At 70.3% G+C, this 16,130-nt stretch carries 13 protein-coding genes; 6 read left to right on the forward strand and 7 right to left on the reverse strand.

The window, feature by feature from the left end:
- Nucleotides 1-221 precede the first annotated feature (221 nt).
- From typA to OG322_RS11765, 3 genes are all read right to left on the reverse strand, one after another.
- Nucleotides 222-2,093, reverse strand: coding sequence for a translational GTPase TypA (gene typA, locus OG322_RS11755; RefSeq protein WP_123461429.1), 1,872 nt, complete (start codon nt 2,091-2,093; stop codon nt 222-224).
- A 137-nt stretch (nt 2,094-2,230) separates the two neighbouring features.
- Nucleotides 2,231-2,923 (reverse strand): hypothetical protein, encoded by a 693-nt coding sequence (locus tag OG322_RS11760; protein WP_241200125.1) that lies wholly within the window; start codon nt 2,921-2,923, stop codon nt 2,231-2,233.
- 300 nt (nt 2,924-3,223) lie between these two features.
- Nucleotides 3,224-5,614: an ABC transporter family substrate-binding protein gene (locus tag OG322_RS11765; protein ID WP_329306386.1), complete on the reverse strand. Its 2,391-nt coding sequence runs from the start codon at nt 5,612-5,614 to the stop codon at nt 3,224-3,226.
- 394 nt (nt 5,615-6,008) lie between these two features.
- Here OG322_RS11765 and OG322_RS11770 point away from each other — a divergent pair, with 394 nt between their 5' ends.
- The 4 genes from OG322_RS11770 (at nt 6,009) to OG322_RS11785 (ending at nt 9,850) form a co-directional block, all read left to right on the forward strand.
- Nucleotides 6,009-6,257: a hypothetical protein gene (locus OG322_RS11770; protein WP_123461427.1), complete on the forward strand. Its 249-nt coding sequence runs from the start codon at nt 6,009-6,011 to the stop codon at nt 6,255-6,257.
- 126 nt (nt 6,258-6,383) lie between these two features.
- On the forward strand, nt 6,384-7,166 hold the full coding sequence (locus OG322_RS11775) for a hypothetical protein (RefSeq protein WP_124284957.1): 783 nt from the start codon (nt 6,384-6,386) through the stop codon (nt 7,164-7,166).
- Complete coding sequence (locus OG322_RS11780) at nt 7,167-9,080, forward strand: fumarate reductase/succinate dehydrogenase flavoprotein subunit (RefSeq protein WP_329306387.1); 1,914 nt, start codon at nt 7,167-7,169, stop codon at nt 9,078-9,080.
- Entirely contained in the window at nt 9,077-9,850 is a 774-nt protein-coding gene (locus tag OG322_RS11785; protein ID WP_123461424.1) for a succinate dehydrogenase/fumarate reductase iron-sulfur subunit, read from the forward strand. The genes OG322_RS11780 and OG322_RS11785 overlap by 4 nt, the downstream gene beginning before the upstream one ends.
- Nucleotides 9,851-9,900: 50 nt before the next feature.
- On the opposite strand, the gene OG322_RS11790 is transcribed toward OG322_RS11785, so the two are convergent.
- From OG322_RS11790 to OG322_RS11800, 3 genes are read right to left on the reverse strand one after another with little or no spacing between them, the layout of a single operon-like run.
- Complete coding sequence (locus OG322_RS11790) at nt 9,901-10,452, reverse strand: isochorismatase family protein (protein WP_123461423.1); 552 nt, start codon at nt 10,450-10,452, stop codon at nt 9,901-9,903.
- A 35-nt stretch (nt 10,453-10,487) separates the two neighbouring features.
- The gene (locus OG322_RS11795) at nt 10,488-11,921 is read right to left on the reverse strand and encodes an MFS transporter (protein ID WP_124284955.1); all 1,434 of its coding nucleotides are present in this window, start codon (nt 11,919-11,921) and stop codon (nt 10,488-10,490) included.
- Nucleotides 11,918-12,373, reverse strand: a complete 456-nt coding sequence (locus OG322_RS11800) for a MarR family winged helix-turn-helix transcriptional regulator (RefSeq protein ID WP_123461422.1) — start codon at nt 12,371-12,373, stop codon at nt 11,918-11,920. The genes OG322_RS11795 and OG322_RS11800 overlap by 4 nt, the downstream gene beginning before the upstream one ends.
- Nucleotides 12,374-12,494: 121 nt before the next feature.
- Between OG322_RS11800 and OG322_RS11805 the strand changes: the two genes are divergently transcribed.
- On the forward strand, nt 12,495-13,586 hold the full coding sequence (locus tag OG322_RS11805) for a LacI family DNA-binding transcriptional regulator (RefSeq protein WP_123461421.1): 1,092 nt from the start codon (nt 12,495-12,497) through the stop codon (nt 13,584-13,586).
- A gap of 57 nt (nt 13,587-13,643) precedes the next feature.
- On the opposite strand, the gene OG322_RS11810 is transcribed toward OG322_RS11805, so the two are convergent.
- Complete coding sequence (locus OG322_RS11810) at nt 13,644-14,624, reverse strand: acetylxylan esterase (RefSeq protein ID WP_124284953.1); 981 nt, start codon at nt 14,622-14,624, stop codon at nt 13,644-13,646.
- A gap of 256 nt (nt 14,625-14,880) precedes the next feature.
- On the opposite strand from OG322_RS11810, the gene OG322_RS11815 reads away from it, so the two are divergent.
- Nucleotides 14,881-16,125, forward strand: a complete 1,245-nt coding sequence (locus tag OG322_RS11815; protein ID WP_123461420.1) for a sugar ABC transporter substrate-binding protein — start codon at nt 14,881-14,883, stop codon at nt 16,123-16,125.
- Nucleotides 16,126-16,130 lie beyond the last annotated feature (5 nt).

Here is a 16,130-nt window from a genome sequence, read left to right on the forward strand (position 1 = left end):
CGGCCCACCGGTTACGGACCGTTCGACCCTAAACCAACGCGCGGGCGTGCATGGCTTGTTCAGGCCCATCGGGGCAGGGCCTCAGCCCGGACAGGGACGTCCACCCGGACGAGGGCACGGCGAAGGGGCCCGGCACCGCGTGGTGAGCGGTGCCGGGCCCCTTCGCCGGCAGGAACCTGCCCGCAGGAACTACCGGGCAGCTCTGCCGGACAGGCGGAGGATCAGCGCTTGGCGCGCGACGCGGAGCGGCCGCGCTCCTTCTGGTCCAGGACGACCTTGCGGATACGCACGGTCTCCGGGGTCACCTCGATGCACTCGTCGTCGCGGCAGAACTCCAGCGACTGCTCGAGCGACAGCTTGCGGGCGGGCACCACGTTCTCCGTGGTGTCCGCGGAAGCCGCACGCATGTTGGTGAGCTTCTTCTCCTTGGTGATGTTCACGTCCATGTCGTCGGAGCGCGAGTTCTCACCGATGATCATGCCCTCGTAGACCTCCGTGGTGGCCTCCGTGAAGATGACACCGCGCTCCTGGAGGTTGACCATCGCGAACGGCGTCACGACGCCCGCGCGGTCCGCCACCAGCGAGCCGTTGTGACGGGTGCGCAGCTCGCCGAACCACGGCTCGTGGCCCTCGAAGAGGGAGTGCGCGATGCCCGTGCCACGGGTCTGGGTGAGGAACTCCGTACGGAAGCCGATGAGGCCGCGGGACGGGACGATCCACTCCATGCGGACCCAGCCCGAACCGTGGTTCGTCATCGTCTCCATGCGGCCCTTGCGGCTCGCCATGAGCTGCGTGATGGCACCGAGGTGCTCCTCGGGCGAGTCGATGGTCATGCGCTCGATGGGCTCGTACGTCTTGCCCTCGACCTGCTTGGTGACCACCTGCGGCTTGCCGACCGTCAGCTCGAAGCCCTCGCGGCGCATGGTCTCGATGAGGATGGCCAGGGCGAGCTCACCGCGGCCCTGGACCTCCCAGGCGTCGGGGCGCTCGGTGTCCAGGACACGGAGCGAGACGTTACCGACCAGCTCGCGGTCCAGCCGGTCCTTGATCTGGCGGGCGGTGACCTTGTGGCCCTTGCCGCCCTTGCCGACCAGCGGCGAGGTGTTCGCGCCGATGGTCATCGAGATGGCGGGCTCGTCGACCGTGATCAGCGGCAGCGCGATCGGGTTCTCCGGGTCGGCCAGGGTCTCGCCGATCATGATGTCCGGGATACCGGCGATCGCGCAGATGTCGCCCGGACCGGCCTTCTCGGCGGGCTTGCGGGTGAGCGCCTCCGTCATCAGCAGTTCGGTGATGCGGACGTTGGACATCGAGCCGTCACGCTTGATCCACGCGACGGTCTGGCCCTTGCGCAGCTCGCCCTGCTCGACACGGCAGAGCGCGATACGGCCGAGGAAGTTGTCGGCGTCCAGGTTGGTGACGTGGGCCTGGAGGGGGGCCTCGTCGTCGTACTCCGGGGCCGGGACCGCGGAGAGGATCGTGCTGAAGAACGGCTCCAGGCTGTCGCTGTCCGGCGGGACCTGGCCGTCCTCCGGCTTGGTCAGGGAGGCGACGCCGTCACGGGCGCAGGCGTAGACGATCGGGAACTCGATCTGGTCCTCGTCGGCGTCCAGGTCCAGGAAGAGGTCGTACGTCTCGTCGATGACCTCGGCGATCCGGGAGTCCGGGCGGTCCGTCTTGTTGATGCAGAGGATGACCGGCAGCTTGGCCGTCAGCGCCTTGCGGAGCACGAAGCGGGTCTGCGGCAGCGGGCCCTCGGAGGCGTCGACCAGCAGGACGACCGCGTCCACCATCGACAGGCCGCGCTCGACCTCGCCACCGAAGTCGGCGTGGCCGGGGGTGTCGATGATGTTGATGGTGATGACGTCGCCGCCATCCTTGGGGTGGTACTTGACGGCCGTGTTCTTGGCCAGGATCGTGATGCCCTTCTCACGCTCCAGGTCGTTCGAGTCCATCATGCGTTCGTCGAGGTTCTCGGCGGCGTGCGCGGCGAAGGCGCCGGCCTGCCTGAGCATGGCGTCGACCAGCGTGGTCTTGCCGTGGTCGACGTGGGCGACGATGGCTACGTTACGGATATCGTGGCGCGTGGGCATGGGTGGCTTGCGCTTCTCTCGGATCGGGGAGTCAGGCGTCTTAGTCGGTCTTGAGTCCTCGTACGCCCGCCGGGCGGACGCGCCACGGCTAGTCCCATGGTACGGGCCGGTCGCCCCTGCGGCTTCCCGGGCAAGTCTTACCGGCCACAGGAAAGGCGCACGGCCTCGCGCGCGGCCGCCGAAGCCCCCTTGGTGAGCGGCTCCTCGCAGTCGAGGATTCCGGCTCCCCCGGCAGTCCAGCTCACCACGTGGCCGACGGTCGGTTCCTCGGTCGTTCCGCGCCCGCAGCTGTGGCGGAAATCGGTTTCGACCAGCGAGATCCAGCTGTACTCCACGAAGCGGCCGTCCCCGGTCATCTCGGAGCCTCCCGTGTCGAGCTCCGCGTAGTCGCCCGGCTGACCCATCCCCGACCACCCCTCCGGGTCATCGTTCTCGTCGGCGACACCGAGGTGCCGGGCGAGCGCGAAGAGCACGGTGTTCGAGTCCAGCCCGGGGCCCTCGGACTCCACGGACGCCCGGTCCGTACGCAGCCGCCGCATCGGCCCGCTCAGTTCGGTGGGCCCGGATGTGACACGCTGGGCCGGTGTAACGCCGTTCAGCACGGAGTCGTGCCGGGTGTTGAACCAGGTGTACGTGCCGCCCCTGCACACCAGCGCCTCCGGGTCGGAGACCGGAACCACACGGGTCGACGCGGCCGTGGCGGAACCCGCGGCCTTCGGTTTCCCGCTCGCGCCCGGGTCGTCCGGCGCCGATGTACAGCCGCTCGTGCCCGCGAGGAGTCCCGCGACGAGCACGGCGACCGTATGGGTGAGAGCCCGCGTCCGCGTCATGATTCCGCCCCCGTGATCAGTTCTTCCGGCGGATTTCACCGGTGGTCGTGAACACGGTCCCCCGGACGGAACGGACGGACGCGGGACTTGAGCAACCTCAGAGGTGGGGCTCCGAGGCTGCGGCTCCGAGGTGGGAGCTCGGAGTGATGCCTGTGCGCCACGATCTCCGGGGTTGGGGCCCCGAGGACCGGAGGGCGGAGCGGCTACCCGGGTCAGCGGGTGCGCACAGCCTTGCCCGCCGGCAGACCGGCGGGCAAGGGAATTGAGCCAGTTCTGAGCTTTCGGTCCCGCGCTGACCTGCTACTTCCTGGGATGGGCGGGGGCCCCGGCCGCTTGCGGCTTCTTGAAGCCGATGTCCTGGTAATGGGGCACCCCGAAGCCGAAGGCACCGACGTTGACCAGCTTCTTGTCGGTCGCGACGAGCTGCGGCCGCTGATAGAGAGGAATCGATCCTGCGGCCGCCCAGATCCGGGCGTCGGCCTGCTTCATCAGGTCCCTGGCCGAGCCCTCGTCGAGTTCCCCGGCCGCCTGGTCGAAGAGCTGGTCGATGTGGTCGGTGCCGACGCGGGTGTAGTTCTGCTCGACGAGCAGCGAGCCGTCGGTCGCGGGCACCGGCTTGGCGAAGATCGGGCGGTCGTCGGTGGCCGGATAGGCGGTCGCGGGCCAGGAGTAGAGCGCCAGGTCGTAGTCACCGGACGCGACGTGGTCCTGGAAGTAGCTCGCGTCGGAGACCTTGGTGATCTCGGTACGGATCCCGATCGTGTCGAGCATCGCCGCGATCTTGTCCCCGACGCTGCGCAGCGACTCGGAGCCCGGCCCCGAGGGCAGGACGAACCGGAGGGACAACGGCTTGCCGTCCTTGCCGAGGGGTCCGCGGGCGGAGTCGGGGGCCTGGGCGGGCGCCGCGGTGCCGACCGGTGCGTAGGCGCCGGCGGCGCCACCGGGCTGCCGGTCCTGGGCGGCGATCCTGGCCGGGGCGTCCTCGGAGGTGCCCGTCTCCCCCAGGCGTCCGGCCTGGCGCAGCAGGGCGACGCTCTGTACGGAGGCGGCGGTAGCCGGGGCGATGACGTGGGTGACGGCGTCCCCGGCCTCACCGGGCTTGCTGTCGTCGCCGACGATGTAGAGGCCGTCGTCCTTGGCGGGCTCGCGACGGGCGGCGTTTTCGGCCTTGCCGTCGGCCTTGGCGGCGTCGGCCTTCTTGTCCTCGGCCTTCTTGTCGCCCTGTTCCTTCTTGCTGTCCCCCTCCTTCTTGCTGTTCCCCTCCTTCTTGTCCGTCTGCTTCTCGCCCTCGCTGCCCGCCTTGGTGCCGTCCGTCTTCTTGAGGGCCCCCTCCCGCGTCCAGCCCGCGTCGGCCAGCAGCGCCTGGGCCTCCTTGGTGTCCTGGCCGCCGAGTGCGCCGCTGCCGTCCTTGTACCCAGGCTGTCCGGCCAGGGCCAGGTGACTGCCGAGCGGGTCCGCGGGCAGGCCGAGCGGTTTGAGTACGGTGTCGACGAGCTGCTGGCGGTCCAGGGCGCGGGCCACGGCCCGGCGCACCCGGTCGTCGGCGAGCGGGCCGGTCTCACCGTTCAGGGCGAGCTGGGTGTACGCGGGCTCCAGGGACTTGCGGACCACGTAGCCGCGCAGATCGTTCTGCTGGGCGGCGTACGCCTTGGCGGCCCGGGCCTTCTCGTCCCGGGCGGACTGCGCCTCGGCGGCCACGTCCTCGTCGGAGCCGTGCGCCAGCGCCCAGGACCGCAGGGCCGCGGCCGGGGTGATCTCGGAGCCGGGGCCGTGGGCGGGCGGCGCCCCGCTGTTTCCGGCGTCCCGGGTGGCCTGGACGATGCGGTGGGCCGCCGCCGCGTCGACATCGGCGACATCGACCTTTCCCCCGGTGAGCGCCCGGGTGCGGTCCTGCGGCTTGACCGCCTTGAAGACCAGCGAGTCGAGCTTGGCCCGGCTGCCCCACCAGCGCGGGTTCCGGGCCAGCGTGACCGTGCCCGCCCCCTTGTCCACGGCCCGCAGGCGAAACGGTCCCGCCGTCGCCTTGAGCGTGGACCGCGCACCGTCGTTGAAGGCGCCTGGGGAGCCCGTCACCTGCTTCGGGTACAGCGGGGAGAAGAGGGAGCGCCAGTCCGCGTACGGCTTGGCGAAGGTGACCTTGACCTCAAGGTCGTCGGCGCCGCGCTCGATCTTCTCGATGCGCTCGTACCCGGCGTTGCGGGCGGTCCAGAACGCGGAGTCCTTGCCGCTCAGGGCTCGCCACTGGGCGGCGAAGTCCGGTGCCCCGATCTCCCGGCCGTCGCTCCACACCGCCTGCTGGTTGAGCCGGTAGAGCACGACCTGCCTGGGTTCGTGTTCGACCACCTTCGCGGACTCCAGGTAGTCCGGGTTCAGCTGCGGGCGGCCCTTGGCGTCCATCGGGAAGAGGGACGGCAGGAGAGCGCCGGTGATCCGGGTGGTGGCGCTGTCGGCGTCCGCCTGGAAGGCGTTGAGCGTGGCGGGCATCGCGTCGATCGCCCAGTTGACCGTGCCGCCCTCCGCGACCTGCTCGCGGGCCGCGGGCGCGACGTCCTGCGGGACGACGGCGGTGGCGGCCTCCTCGTTGCCCGAACTGCAGCCGGCCAGTACGGGGAGCGTGAGCACACCCGTGGTGAAGAGCGCGAGCGAGCGGCGCTTTCGGGCTGCCCCGCGCGGGACGCCGACGTGGGACATGGCTGATACCTCCGGAGACGGCCCGGACCACCCGTACCCGAATGGACCGGATGATGCGTTTTTGGTGGCATTTGCAGTTGATCACACTGGTTCCGCCCGTCCACTGAAAGCGGCCACGCGCGAGGGGGGCCGCAGACACGGCGCGACACTCCCGAACCTCACCCGTGCGGCGGAGCCCCGGCACCCGCACGAGCCGCCACCCATGGCCAGAACCACACCTTCGACAATGGCCGGAAGCCGACGCCCCGCGCCCCGGCCCGGAGGGCCGGCCGGGGGCCTTCCCGCCGGGCCGGCAAGTCGGGACGGCCCGCTCCCTTCCCAAACAGGATGTGACGCGCGACACTCGCATGCGCATGAACATGGCCACCCGCGACTGCGGAAGTGAGATCAAGTCATGTCACTGCAGGACGAATTGACGGCAGTTCAGCACTGTCTCGACGACCTGGTCCGCACCGTCGGGCGACTGGAGCGGAGCCTCGCGCAGCTGCGCGAGGCGGACTCCGCTCCGGACCCGCTCGCCCCGGACGGCCACGCCGACCCTGTCGACGGCGTCATCACGATCACCGAGGCGCCGTACGACACCACTCTGTGGACGGACTCGGACGACGAGGGTCTGGGCGTCCGCGGCAGGCACGCCCCCTAGGAGAGTTCCTTGGCCACCGGTACGGAAACAGGCACGGATTCAGGCAGTGATCCGGGGAGCGCTCCGGGGAGCGCTCCGGGCACGAAGCCACCCCCGCCGGGTGGAGCGGCGACCCGGACGGCAGGTGTGCACCACGCCTCGCGGGCCGCCATCGCCGCCCGCCATCTGCGGACCGACCGCTGGTGGCTGGCGCCCGCCGTCACGGCGGGCGGGCTCCTCGCCTTCATCGTCTACTCGACCTGGCGGGCGTTCTCGAACGCCGACTACTACGCCGCCCCCTATGTCTCGCCGTTCTACTCGCCCTGCCTGGCGGACAGCTGCGCCCCCATGCGGCACGGCCCGAACTGGGACCTGTTCGGCAGCTGGTGGGGCCTGTCCCCCGCCCTGCTGATCCTGATCTTCCCGCTCGGCTTCCGGCTGACCTGCTACTACTACCGCAAGGCCTACTACCGGGGCTTCTGGGCCTCGCCCCCGGCCTGCGCGGTCGCCGAGCCGCACACGGCGTACAGCGGCGAGACCCGCTTCCCGCTGATCATGCAGAACATCCACCGGTACTTCTTCTACGCCGCGGTGCCGGTCGCGGGGATCCTCACGTACGACACCGTGCTCTCCTTCCGCGACGAGCACTACGCCTGGGGCCACATGGGTCTCGGCTCGCTGATCTTCGTTGTCAACATCGCCCTGATCTGGGCGTACACCCTGTCCTGCCACTCCTGCCGGCACATCATCGGCGGCCGGCTGCGGCACTTCTCGAAGCACCCCGTGCGCTACCGGCTGTGGGGCTGGGTGGGGCGGCTCAACGCCCGTCACATGCTGCTCGCCTGGGCCTCGCTGATCAGCGTGGCGCTCGCCGACTTCTACGTGTATCTCGTCGCCTCCGGCGCCTTCGACGATCCGAGGTTTTTCTGAATGACTGAGCTCGAACGGCAGCAGTGGGACGTCGTCGTGGTCGGTGCCGGAGGTGCCGGGCTGCGCGCCGCGATCGAGGCGCGGGAGCGCGGGGCCCGTACCGCCGTCATCTGCAAATCGCTCTTCGGCAAGGCGCACACGGTCATGGCGGAGGGCGGAATCGCCGCCTCCATGGGCAATGTGAACTCCGGGGACAACTGGCAGGTGCACTTCCGCGACACCATGCGCGGCGGGAAGTTCCTCAACCAGTGGCGGATGGCGGAGCTGCACGCCAAGGAGGCGCCCGACCGGGTCTGGGAGCTGGAGACCTGGGGCGCGCTCTTCGACCGCACCCCCGAGGGGAAGATCTCCCAGCGCAACTTCGGCGGCCACGAGTACCCGCGTCTGGCGCACGTCGGGGACCGTACCGGCCTCGAACTGATCCGCACCCTCCAGCAGAAGATCGTCTCGCTCCAGCAGGAGGACGAGCGCGAGTTCGGTGACTACGAGGCACGGTTGAAGGTCTTCCAGGAGTGCACGGTGACGCGCGTCCTCAAGGACGGCGAACGCGTCTCGGGGACCTTCTGCTACGAGCGCGAGACAGGCCGGTTCTTCGTGCTGGAGGCGCCCGCGGTCGTCCTCGCCACCGGCGGCATCGGCAAGTCCTTCAAGGTGACGTCGAACTCCTGGGAGTACACCGGCGACGGCCACGCGCTGGCCCTGCTGGCGGGCGCACCCCTGCTGAACATGGAGTTCGTGCAGTTCCACCCGACCGGGATGGTCTGGCCGCCCTCGGTCAAGGGCATCCTCGTCACCGAGTCGGTGCGCGGCGACGGCGGGGTGCTGCGGAACTCCGAGGGCAAGCGCTTCATGTTCGAGTACGTCCCCGACGTGTTCAAGGAGAAGTACGCGCAGTCGGAGGAGGAGGGCGACCGCTGGTACGAGGACCCGGACAACAACCGCCGCCCGCCCGAGCTGCTGCCTCGTGACGAGGTCGCGCGGGCCATCAACTCCGAGGTGAAGGCCGGCCGCGGATCGCCGCACGGCGGGGTGTTCCTGGACGTGTCGACCCGCATGTCGGCGGAGCGCATCCGGCGCCGGCTGCCGTCGATGTACCACCAGTTCAAGGAGCTGGCGGATGTCGACATCACGGCCGAGGCGATGGAGGTCGGCCCGACCTGCCACTACGTGATGGGCGGTATAGCCGTCGACTCCGACACCGCCGCCGCCCTCGATGTGCCGGGTCTGTACGCGGCGGGCGAGGTCGCGGGCGGCATGCACGGTTCCAACCGGCTGGGCGGGAACTCCCTCTCCGACCTGCTGGTCTTCGGCCGGCGGGCCGGACTGCACGCCGCCGGGTACGCGGAGTCCACCGACGCCCTGCCGGTGGTGGACGAGGCGCAGATCGACGCCGCGGCCGCGGAGGCGCTGCGTCCGTTCAGCGCGGAGGACCTCGCCGGGGGCGCGCCGGCGGAGAATCCGTACACCCTGCACCAGGAACTCCAGCAGACGATGAACGACCTGGTCGGCATCATCCGCCGCGCCCCGGAGATGGAGCGGGCCCTGGAGTCACTGGCCGGGCTGCGGGAGCGGGCCCGGCGGGCCGGGGTCGAGGGGCACCGGCAGTTCAACCCCGGCTGGCACCTCTCCCTGGACCTGCGGAACATGCTGCTGGTCAGCGAGTGCATCGCACGGGCCGCGCTGGAGCGCACCGAGAGCCGCGGCGGCCACACCCGCGAGGACTGCCCGGCGATGGAGCGCGCCTGGCGCCCGGTCAATCTGCTGTGCCGGCCGGCCGACGTCTTGGCCGCGCCGCTGGAGGGCCGGATCGATCTCGTACGCAAGGTCACCGAACCCATCCGTCCGGATCTGCTCTCCCTCTTCGAGAAGGAGGAGCTGGTCAAGTACCTCGCCGAAGAGGAGCTGTACGAGTGAGCAGCTACAACGCACGGTTCAGGGTGTGGCGCGGGGACACCGACGGCGGCGGTCTGGAGGACTTCGCGGTCGAGGTCAACGACGGCGAGGTCGTCCTCGACATCATCCACCGCATCCAGGCCACACAGGCGGGTGATCTGGCGGTGCGGTGGAACTGCAAGGCCGGAAAGTGCGGTTCGTGCAGCGCGGAGATCAACGGACGGCCGCGGCTGCTGTGCATGACGCGCATGTCGGTGTTCACCCGCGAGGAGACGATCACCGTCACCCCCCTGCGGGCCTTCCCGGTGGTACGGGATCTGGTGACCGATGTGTCGTTCAACTACGCCAAGGCACGGGAAGTGCCCGCCTTCGTGCCCCCGGCCGGGGTGAAGGCGGGCGAGTACCGGATGCAGCAGGTCGATGTGGACCGCTCGCAGGAGTTCCGCAAGTGCATCGAGTGCTTCCTGTGCCAGGACACCTGCCATGTGGTGCGTGACCACGAGGAGAACAAGGCGGCCTTCGCCGGACCGCGCTTCCTGATGCGGGTCGCGGAGCTGGACATGCACCCGCTGGACGCCGCCGCCGAGTCCGGGCTCGACCGGAAGGCGACGGCCCAGGAGGAACACGGGCTCGGCTACTGCAACATCACCAAGTGCTGTACGGAGGTGTGCCCCGAGCACATCAAGATCACCGACAATGCGCTGATCCCGCTGAAGGAGCGGGCCGTGGACCGCAAGTACGACCCGCTGGTGTGGCTGGGGAACAAGATCCGGCGGCGCGAGTCGTCCTGAGTGCGCCGTCAACCGGTCCGGATCAGTCCGGCCGGACCGGTTGAGCCGGATCAGCCCAGCAGTTTGATGATCGCGGCGGTGGTGTCGGTCTCGCCGAGGCGCGGGAAGATCCGCTCGACGCTGTTGTCGTGGACCTCGGCGCTCATGTCGGTCACCGCGTCCGTGGCGATCGTGACGTGGTAGCCGTACTCGTATGCCGAGCGGGCGGTGGACTCGACGCCGATGCTGGTCGCGATCCCGGCCACCACGACCTGGGTCACGCCGCGGCGGCGCAGCTGGAGGTCGAGGTCGGTGCCGTAGAAGGCGCCCCACTGCTGCTTGGTGACGACGATGTCGCCCTCGTGCGGGCCGAGCTCGGGGACGATGTCGGCCCAGTCGGCGGCCGGCTGCCCGGAGCGGGCGGGGCTCTCGGTGCGGCCGGGGGCGCCGCCGGTGACGCGGACCAGGACGACCGGGAGGCCCTTGGCCCTGAAGGCGTCGGCGAGGGTCGCGGCGTGCGCGATGACATCGGCGCTGGGGTGGGCGGTGGGCAGACCGGTGATGCCCTTCTGCAGGTCGACGACGACCAGTGCGGTCTTCGGGTCGAGAGTGGTGGCGCTCATGGTGGTGCTCCTTGCCGAGTGGTGCGGGACGGTTTTCAGGTACGGCCGCGCAGGGCGCGGTCGGTGACGGTGAGGACGATGAGGAGCACGCCCAGTACGGCGGCGACCCCGGCCATCAGGTGCAGGCCGTGGTCGCCGGCCGACTGCCCGTACGCGAGCGCGATCAGGCTGGAGGCGGTGATGGCCCCTATGTACTGGGCGGTGCGCTGGAGGCCCGCGGCGGAGCCGATGGCCTCGGCCGGGGCGTAGGCCTGGACGGCCGCCTGGTTGCTCGTACCGATCAGCCCCTGCGGGATGCCGAAGCAGGCCCCGGCGAGCAGCAGGACGGCAAGCGGGGTGTCCCCGGAGAGGAACATCAGCACGCCCGCCCCGACGGTGAGCAGTACGCAGGCCAGGGTGAGCGGCCCGCGGATGCCCTTCGTGCGGGCGCCGAGCAGCGAGCAGACGAGGGCGGCGACGGACATCGGCAGCATCAGCAGACCGGTGTGCCCGGACGAATAGCCACGGGCTTCCTCCAGCCACTGCGTATACCCGTACATCACGCAGTAGATCAGCAGATAGCTGACTCCGTGCCGCAGATACGTCCGTGAGAGCGCGGCGTTTCCCGCCAGCATCCGCAGGTCGATGAAGGGGTCCGGGCGGTGCAGCTGCCACCGCACCAGCGCGGCGGCGAGCACCGCGAAGGGCGCGAGGAGCCACCACATCGGATGGGCGAGATCGAGCAGGAAGAAGACGAGCACGGTCAGGGCGGCGGTGAAGAGACCGATGCCGAGCGGGTCCAGGCCGAGCCGCCGCGTAACGCCGTCGGCGGCGCGTCTACGCGGCGGGTCGGCCGGGATCCAGAGCAGGGCGGCACCGAACGCGACGAAAGCGACGGGCACGTTGACGGCGAAGATGCCGCGCCAGCCGACGACCATGACCAGCAGTCCGCCGAGCGTGGGCCCGACGGCCGCGCTGCCGAGCGCGGCGAAGGAGAGCCGGGCCAGGACGGAACGCGGGGTGGCCCGGCCGATCCGGGCGGACTCGTCGCGCAGCACCGCCATGGCGGCCGGATAGGCGGCCGACGTGCCGATGCCGAGCAGCAGCCGGGACACGATCAGCCAGCCGAAGCTCGGCGCCACGGTCCCGACCAGGCCGGACGCGATGACGACGACCAGCCCGACGAGGAAGACGCGGCGCGGGCCGAGCACATCGGCGAGCTTGCCCAGGACGGGCTGAGCGACGGCGCTCGCGAGATACAGGACCGAGATCAGCCACGCGGTGTCGGCGGCGCCGATGCCGAAGTGGTGCCCGATCGCCACCAGAGCGGTGGAGATCATCGTGGTGTTGAGCGGGTTGAGCAACGAGCCGATCAGCAGCGGGGCGGTGAGCCGGCCGCTGAACCCGGGCGCCGCCTCCTGGGCCGGCGCCGCCGCGGGGGCCGGTGACTCCTGGGGTATCGCTTCGGGGACCGCGTGGCGGCCGGTCATGAACCGACCAGGCGGTCCAGGAGGGCGGTCGCCTCGGCGACGGTGCGGCGCTCGGCCCCGTCGAGTTCGGCGGCGATGGCCTCGGCGAGCCAGTTCCGCTTGGCGGCCCGGACCTCCGCGAGCGTCGAGTGTCCGCTCCCAGTGATCGACATGACCGACTTGCGCCCGTCGTCCGGGTCGGGAGCCCGCTCGACGAGCCCCTGGTCCTCCAGCGCGCCCAGGGTCAGCCGCATGGACTGCGGGCGTACGAACTCGGCGCGGGCCAGCGCGGCCGTGGTGGCCGGGCCCCCGTCCGCCAGCCGGGCCAGTACCGAGCGCTGGGTCGGCGTGAGCAGAGACTCCGAGGACGAGGAACGCAGCCGCCGCAGCAGCCTGCCGACGACGGCCGCGAGGTCGTTCGCGACCTGCTCGGCCGTGGGGTCGGCGGGGGTGGCACCGGGCGGTCGCGTCATGCGCCTACCGTAAAGATGCACAGGCCATCTTGCAAGGTAACCTGTTGATTTTGCCATGACCTTGCTCGCAACCGGCCTGCGATCTAGGGTGAATGCGCTTTCATAAGGTGTCTGTCGGCACATGTCGGCACGGGAGAAGAAGCGGACGGTCGGTCGAGTGAGCGCCCCAACGGTGTACGACGTCGCCGAGCGATCGGGCGTCTCCATTGCCACGGTTTCGCGGGTCTACCGCACCCCGGATTCGGTGCGCGCCCAGACCCGCGAGCGAGTCCTGGAGGCGGCGCGCGAACTCGGTTACGTGCCGAGCGGAAACGCCCGGGGACTGGCCAGCCGCACCACCGGAGTGCTCGGACTGTGCTTTCCCGACTACGCCGACCCGGACGCCGAGGCCGACGCCGAGGCGGACAGCGACGCCGACGACGCGGTGATGCTCTACTCCGACCAGATCATCCGCGGCATGGAGCGGGCCGCACGGCGGCACGGCTACGCCCTGTTGATCGCGGCGTCGCTGGAGGGCGGGCCGGAGAGCCTGGTCGCCAAGGTCGCGGGCCGGGTGGACGGTTTCGCCGTACTGGCGCAGACGGTGCCGACCGAGGACCTTGAGGTGATATCGCGCCGGCTGCCGGTCGTGATGCTCGCCGGACCTCGCGAGATCGACCACCTCGACCACATCGTGGTCGCCAACGTCGACGGCGAGCGCGAACTGACCCGCCATCTGATCGAGGACCACGGCCTGCGCCGGCTCGCCTTCATCGGCGGCGACACCGACTCACCGGACGCCGAGGCGCGATTCCGCGGCTTCCAGGAGGCATGCCGGAACGCCGGCATCCCGGTGCCGGACGCGCCGACCGTACGGACGACGATGATGACGCAGGCCGAGGGCGCGGGCGCCGCCGAACGACTGCTGGACGGGGGCGGACAGCGGCCGGAGGCGGTGCTCTTCGCCAACGACCAGATGGCGGTGGGCGCCCTGCGCGCACTGGCGAGGCGCGGCGTGCGGGTGCCCGAGGACATGGCGGTGACCGGCTTCGACGGCATCCCGCTCAGCCGGATCGTCCAGCCGCCGCTGACGACGGTGCGCCAGCCGATACGCCAACTCGGCGAGCAGGCAGTCGAATTGCTGGTGCAGCGGCTGAACAACGCGGGCCGCGAACCGGTTTCGCTCACCCTCCCGGTCTCCCCGATCCGCCGCAGGAGCTGCGGCTGCGGCTGACGGGTCAGGGACCGGGCGGGGCGGGGTCGGACGGCCCCTGACCCGTCAGCCGCCCCGTCACCGCCCCAGCCACCGCGCGAAGAACCGCCGCCGCCCCGCGACCAGCCCGGCCTTCTCGGCGACCGTCCCCGCATGCTCGAAGTGGCCCGCGCTCAGCACCAGCAGTTCCCGCTCCCCCGCCAGCGCGTTGTACACCGCGAACTGCCCCGGCGGCGGCACGGACGGGTCGAACAGCGCCGCGGCCACCAGCGTCGGCAGCTCCAGGAACCCCGCGGCGGTCGCGGCGTCGAAGTACCTCAGCACCTCGGTGACCCCGGGATGCTCCCGGCGATACCTCCGCACCGACTCCCCGCTCCCCGCGCACGGCAGCGTGAGCCGCAGCGGGTGGTTCCCGAACGTGGGGACCGTCAGCTGCGCGGCCCCGAAGCGGTCGTCCCACGGCAGGGCCAGCGCACCGAGACCCCCGCCGAAGCTCTCCCCCAGGTAGCCGAGCGGACCCGCCGCCGCCAGCCCGGGGACCAGCTCGTGCAGCGCCGACGCCGCACACCACAGGTCCGCCACACAGTCACCGATCACATACGTCTCGCGTGACTCGATGCCGTGCAGCACATGCGCGTCGGCGACGTCCGGGACCCCCGCCACCGGACTGCGCGCCCCCATTCCCCGCACACAGGGCAGGATCGCGGCCGCCCCGGGCAGCGGCAGCGGCACATCGGGCCCCGGCCCCTGCCGGCCGCCGTAGCCGTGGCCGATGACGAACCCGTGGCGCACCGGCCCGTCCGCCGGCAGTGCGAGCCAGCCGCCCAGACGCTCCCCGCCCACCGAGGTGAACGTCACTCCGTGGATCCGGACGCCGTCGCGCTCCTCCTCCAGCGGGCCGATCTCCGGCTCCGTGGCCACCGTGCGAGCGGCCTCGTGCCGGGCTCGCCAGAAGTCGGCGAAGCCGTCCGGTGCCGGGGGCGCGGGGATGACCGACAGGTCGTCGAGAGTACGCCCGTAAGACGGGTCAAAAGGGAAACCGTGCACGAATGAAGGCATGATCACGACAATATCCCCTCCCCGCCCCGCGATTCGGGCCGCCGGCGGCCATGGGCGCCAACCATGCGTAATCGGTCACATCGTTCTCTTTTCCGCAAACAGCACACTTACCGTTTCAAGTTGAACATTCAGATGTCCAATACGTTGCACGAGTGTGACCTAGACCCCTCTTGCGGATTCGCGAATCCCTGCCGCAGAGTGATGTATGCGCTTACAGGCAGCGCATACATTCGGATTGCTCAAGGAGGAGCCCTCCATGCCCCGCACCGCCAGAACCGCCTCCGTCGGTATCGCAGTCGCGCTCGCTCTCGGTCTCACCGCGTGCGGCAGCTCCGGTGGCGACGACGTCGCCGCGGACAAGAAGCAGACGCTCACCGTCTGGGCCATGGGGGCCGAGGGCGAGAAGCTCGCGGATGTGGCCAAGGTCTACGAGAAGGCCAATCCGAACATCACCGTCAAGGTGACCCCGGTCGGCTGGGACGTCGCCCACCAGAAGCTGGTCTCCGCGGCCGCCGCCGGCACCATGCCGGACGTGGCGCAGATGGGCGGCAGCTACATGGGCGAGTTCTCCGAGCTCGGTGTCCTGGAGCCGGTCGACACCAAGACCTTCCAGGAGAAGGACTTCTTCCCGTCCGGCTGGCAGCAGGGCGAGGTGGACGGCCAGGCGTACGGCGTGCCGTGGTACGTCGACACCCGCGTCCTCTACTACCGCACGGACCTGGCCAAGCAGGCCGGCATCACCAAGGCTCCGACCGACTGGAAGGAGATGCAGGACCTCGCCACCGCCTACCAGAAGAAGGCGGGCACCAAGTGGGGCCTGTCCATCCAGCCCAGTGGCCTGGACACGGTGCAGAACTTCTACTCCTTCCTGTACTCGGCCGGCGGCGAGATCGTCAACGACAAGGGCGAGGCCGTCATCGACAGCCCTGAAGCCGTCAAGGCGCTCAAGGAGTACGGCTCGTACTTCTCCAAGGGACTCTCCAACAAGTCCGTGCCGCCCGGCTACGACGTGGTGAAGGACTTCGGCAACGGCCGCGTCCCGATGTTCTTCGGCGGCCCCTGGCACGTCACCCTGCTGAACGAGGGCCAGCCGCAGCTGAAGGGCAAGTGGGCGGTGGCCAACGTCCCCACCGACAAGTCCTCCGTCTCCATGGCCGGCGGCTCCTCCCTGGTGATCTCCAAGGACAGCGAGCACAAGGCGGCCGCCACCCAGTTCATCAAGTACCTGACGGACGCCAAGGGCCAGGCCGACTGGTACAAGCGCACCAAGGACCTGCCGGCCAACACCACGGCCTGGACCTCCGGTGACCTCGCCAACGACACCGATCTGCAGATCTTCAAGAAGCAGATGGACACCGCCAAGGCCTCCCCGTCGCTTCCCAACTGGACCGAGGTCACCGACAAGGTCGACCAGGCCATCGCGAAGGTGACCCAGGGCAAGGCTTCCGCCGAGGACGCGCTGAAGACGGCGCAGTCCCAGATCGAAGGCCTCGTGAAGTAGGAGCC

The sequence above is a fragment of the Streptomyces sp. NBC_01260 genome, assembly GCF_036226405.1.
Lineage (GTDB): Bacteria > Actinomycetota > Actinomycetes > Streptomycetales > Streptomycetaceae > Streptomyces > Streptomyces laculatispora.